The organism is Gryllotalpicola sp. CP2-P1 (assembly GCF_057512245.1).
The window spans coordinates 1-3,876 of record NZ_JBLRDT010000225.1; the positions used below are offsets into that span (position 1 = coordinate 1).

The 3,876-nt window shown below is 72.7% G+C and carries 4 protein-coding genes; 2 read left to right on the forward strand and 2 right to left on the reverse strand.

Annotated elements, in window-relative coordinates; all coding sequences use genetic code 11:
* A partial coding sequence (locus tag ACM2XV_RS13190) for a DUF2795 domain-containing protein (protein WP_487027258.1) occupies positions 1–1,058 on the forward strand: 1,058 nt, incomplete at its 5' end.
* Between the two features lie 3 nt (positions 1,059–1,061).
* Here ACM2XV_RS13190 and ACM2XV_RS13195 read toward each other — a convergent pair.
* The gene (locus tag ACM2XV_RS13195) at positions 1,062–1,763 is read right to left on the reverse strand and encodes a GAF and ANTAR domain-containing protein (RefSeq protein WP_344774397.1); all 702 of its coding nucleotides are present in this window, start codon (positions 1,761–1,763) and stop codon (positions 1,062–1,064) included.
* 45 nt (positions 1,764–1,808) lie between these two features.
* Positions 1,809–2,147, reverse strand: coding sequence for a DUF7882 family protein (locus tag ACM2XV_RS13200; protein WP_344774399.1), 339 nt, complete (start codon positions 2,145–2,147; stop codon positions 1,809–1,811).
* A 144-nt stretch (positions 2,148–2,291) separates the two neighbouring features.
* Between ACM2XV_RS13200 and ACM2XV_RS13205 the strand changes: the two genes are divergently transcribed.
* Positions 2,292–3,876, forward strand: a 1,585-nt coding sequence (locus ACM2XV_RS13205; protein WP_487027259.1) for an alpha-amylase family glycosyl hydrolase, incomplete at its 3' end; no start/stop codon positions are given.

Genomic DNA, 3,876 nt, shown 5'->3' on the forward strand with positions numbered 1-3,876 from the left:
CTGGCGAGCCGGCGTCGGGCGGCACGCTCGACGTGCTGATCCCGACCCGCGACCGCCCGGCCGAGCTGGCCGTCACGCTCGCTGGGCTGGCTGCGCAGGACGACCCGGCGTTCCGCGTCGTCGTGAGCGATCAGAGCGACGGCGCGCCCGACTGGGAGCACCCCGCGGCCGCTGCGATGCTGCGGGTGCTCGAGGCGCAGGGGCACCTTGTCGACCGTCTGCGCAGTCTGCCCCGCCGCGGACTCGCCGAGCACCGCGAGCGGCTGCTCGAGCATTCGCTGCGCACCGCGCCGGGCGTGACCGAGGTGCTCTTCCTCGACGACGACGTCTGGCTCGAGCCCGGCCAGCTCGCACGGCTCGTCGAGGCGCGCCGGAAGCTCGGCAGCGGCTTCGTCGGCGAGGCGGTGCAGGGCCTCAGTTTCCTGGGCGACGAGCGGCCGGACGAGACCGCGGCGTTCGAGCCGTGGCCCGGGCCGGCAGAGCCCGAGCGCGTGCGCGCGGGCGCGCCGCAGTACGAGCGCTGGCCGCTGCACAACGCCGCGAACCTCGCTCACGTCGCGCAGGGGCTGAAGCTCGCGCCGCCCGACTGGGTGCCCTACAAGGTCGCCTGGGTGGGCGGCTGCGTGCTCTACGAGCGCGCGGCTCTCGTCGAGGCGGGCGGATTCCGGTTCTGGCGCTCGCTCGACGAGGAGCACTCGGGCGAGGACGTCGTCGCGCAGTGGCGGGTGATGGAGCGACGCGGCGGGGCGGGCATCGTGCCCTCGGGCGCGGTGCACCTCGAGGCGCCCACGACCGTGCCCGAGCGCGGCCACGACGCGAAGGAAAGGATCGACACGATGAGCGACACCCCGAGCCCCGACGAGGCCCTCCAGTACGTGGCCGGGCAGATCTACCCGGCCAACCTCTCTGCGCTGCTCGACCGTGCGCGCGAGCGCGGTGCCGACGACGCCGCCCTCGAGCTGCTGAGCCGGATGCCGGAGCAGGACTACAACGGCCCGACGGCCGTGCGCCGCGCGCTGATCGAGCTCACGGGCGGTGAGGACGGGCCGCAGGGCTAGCCGCTACGACGCCGCCGCCGTGAGATCGAGCCCCGGCAGCTCTCGGGTGCGCACGACGCGCTCGGCGACGTCGTGCAGCTTGAGATTGCCCTGCTGCGAGTAGCGGCGCAGCACCGAGAACGCGGTGTCGGCGTCGAGGCCGAAGCGCTCCATCAGGATGCCCTCGGCCTGGCCGATCACGGTGCGGGAATCCACCGCCCGCTTGAGGTGCTCGGTGCGCGTCACGGCGGCCAGCGCGACCGCCGAGCGGCGTGCGAGCAGACTCGCGAGCGAGACGCGGCCGGCGTCGAACGCCCCGGGGCGCTCGGAGTACAGGTGCAGCACCGCGAACACCCGGCCGCGCTCGTGCAGCGGCACGGCGAGGCTGCTGGCGAGGCCCATCTCGGCGACCGCATTCGACCACATCGGCCAGCGGTCCTCTGCGCCGAGATCGTCGCTCCCCTCAGGAACGCAGCTGCGCACCGCCGTGCGCCCCGGCCCCTCGCCCAGTGCGCTCTGCAGCTCGACGGCCCGGAACGCCTCGCGTGAGGTGCCGGCGGCCGGCTGCAGCCGCTGGCCTGAGGTCACGATGCTGACCGCGGCCGTGTCGCAGCCGACGGCCTCGCGCCCGATCCGGGCGATGGCATCGGCGACCCGGGACGCGTCGCCCAGGGCATAGAGCTCATCGGCCACGTCTGCGAAGTTGTCGTCGTCGAGGGTAAGCACGACGTCAGAGTACGGACGTCGCAGCGACCGGGATAAGGGGCTTGACTACGGCGCCACGGCCGCGCCGGCGGCGTTCAGGTAGTCGGAGACCTCGTTCTCGTGCAGCAGCACCATGCCGCGGATTCCGTGCGAAGAGCGCTCGAGCGCCTCGAGCCACGGCCGGCTCAGCTCGGGCGGCTTCGGCGCCGAGAAGATGAACTGCAGCGGAATCGCCGGCGAGAGCCAGATGCTCACGCGACCCGAGCCCTGGTCGGCAGGGACGGTCCAGTTGAGCAGGAAGCTCTCCTGTCGGCGCAGCTTCGTCGTGATGGCGATCTTGACGTGCGCGAGCGTGCGGTCGTCGATCTCGAACCGGCCCGAATCGCCGTAAATGAGTGTTCCCATGCAAAAACTCCCCAACCGGCCCACGAGGGGGTGGGGCGCCGAAGCGGCGCCGACGAGGCCGATGCTCAGAAATTAGCACGCGGAAAACGATTCGCTTGATGCACGGCGATTGGCGACCGCGAGCGCCCGGGTAACGCCCCTGGTGTGAGCCATGTGACCGCACGCCCCAGAAGTCGCGCCTGGCCGCCGCAGGGCCTGGTCTACGGTGTCGATCCCTCGCGTTTCCAGGATTCCGACGACGACGGCATCGGCGACCTGCCCGGCATCACGGGGCGGCTCGATCACATCGCCGCCCTCGGCGCTGACTGGCTGTGGCTGCTGCCGATCTACCCGAGCCTGCGCCGCGACAACGGCTACGACGTCGACGACCACGAGGGCATCGACGCGCGCTTCGGCACGCTGGAGGATTTCGCGAAGCTGGTCGAGGGATGCCACGCCCGCGGCATCCGCGTCATGCTCGACCTCGTCCTGCACCACACCTCGGAGCGCCACCCGTGGTTCCAGGCCGCGCGACGCGATCGGCACTCGCGCACCGGCGCCTACTACATCTGGGCAGACGAGCCGCTCGACGCCCCCGGCGACGGGCCCGTCTTCCCCGGCGAGGAGGACAGCGTCTGGGCCTTCGACGACGAGGCCGGCGCCTGGTACCACCACCAGTTCTACGGGTTCCAGCCCGACCTCAACCTCGCGAACGACGACGTCCTCGACGAGCTCGTGCGGGTCGCGACGGTGTGGCTGCGGCGCGGCGTCGACGGGTTCCGCCTCGACGCCGCGATGCCGGCCATGCGGTCGAAGCCGACGGAGGGGACGGGCGCGGACCCCGCCCGGTTCTACGACCGGCTGCGCGAGCGGCTCAGCGAGGTGCGCAGCGATGTGGCGCTGGTCGCCGAGGCCGACGTCGGCGCCGACGAGCTCGCCGTGCTCGCCGACCATCGGCGGGTCGACGCCGTGCTCGACTTCTCGCTGAACAACGCGATGTTCCTCGCGCTCGCCCGCGAGCAGGCGGCGCCGCTGCACGGGGCGCTCGACGAGCTCGACCGCGCCGTCGCGGCATCCGCCCGGCTCAACTTCGTGCGCAACGTCGATGAGCTCGACCTCGATCAGCTCACCGACGGCGAGCGGCAGGAGGTGTTCGCGGTCTTCGGCGGCGGCCCCGACGCGTTCCTGTACGGGCGCGGCCTGCGCCGCGGCTGGGCTCCGATAATGGGCGACGAGCGCCGCTTCCGCATGACGCTCAGCCTGCTGTTCGCGCTGCCCGGCGCGCCGCTTCTGATGTACGGGCAGGAGCTCGGCATCGGCGACGACCTGAGCGTCGACGGGCGCGATGCATGCCGCCCCGTGATGCAGTGGTCTGCGGCGCGCACCGGGGGCTTCACGCGGGCCCCGGATGCCCCGCTGATCCTGCCGGCGCAGCACAGCGGCCCCTACGACTTCCGCCGGGTCAACGCCCGGGCGCAGGCGGCGGACCCGGGCTCACCCCTCGCGCTCACGCGCAGCCTCGCGCAGCTGCGGCGCCGCATCGGGCTCGCGACGCTGCCGATGAAGCGGCACCCGCTGCCGAACTCCCCCTCGGTGCTCGCGCTCAGCGCCGACGGCTACCTGACCGTGCACAACCTCGGCAGCACCCCGGCCGAGGTGTTCGAGGCCTACGGCGCCGAGCCCGTGCTCGCCGAGCGCTGGAACGGCCACCGCCTCGGGCCGTACGGCTTCGCCTGGCTGCGGCGTTCAT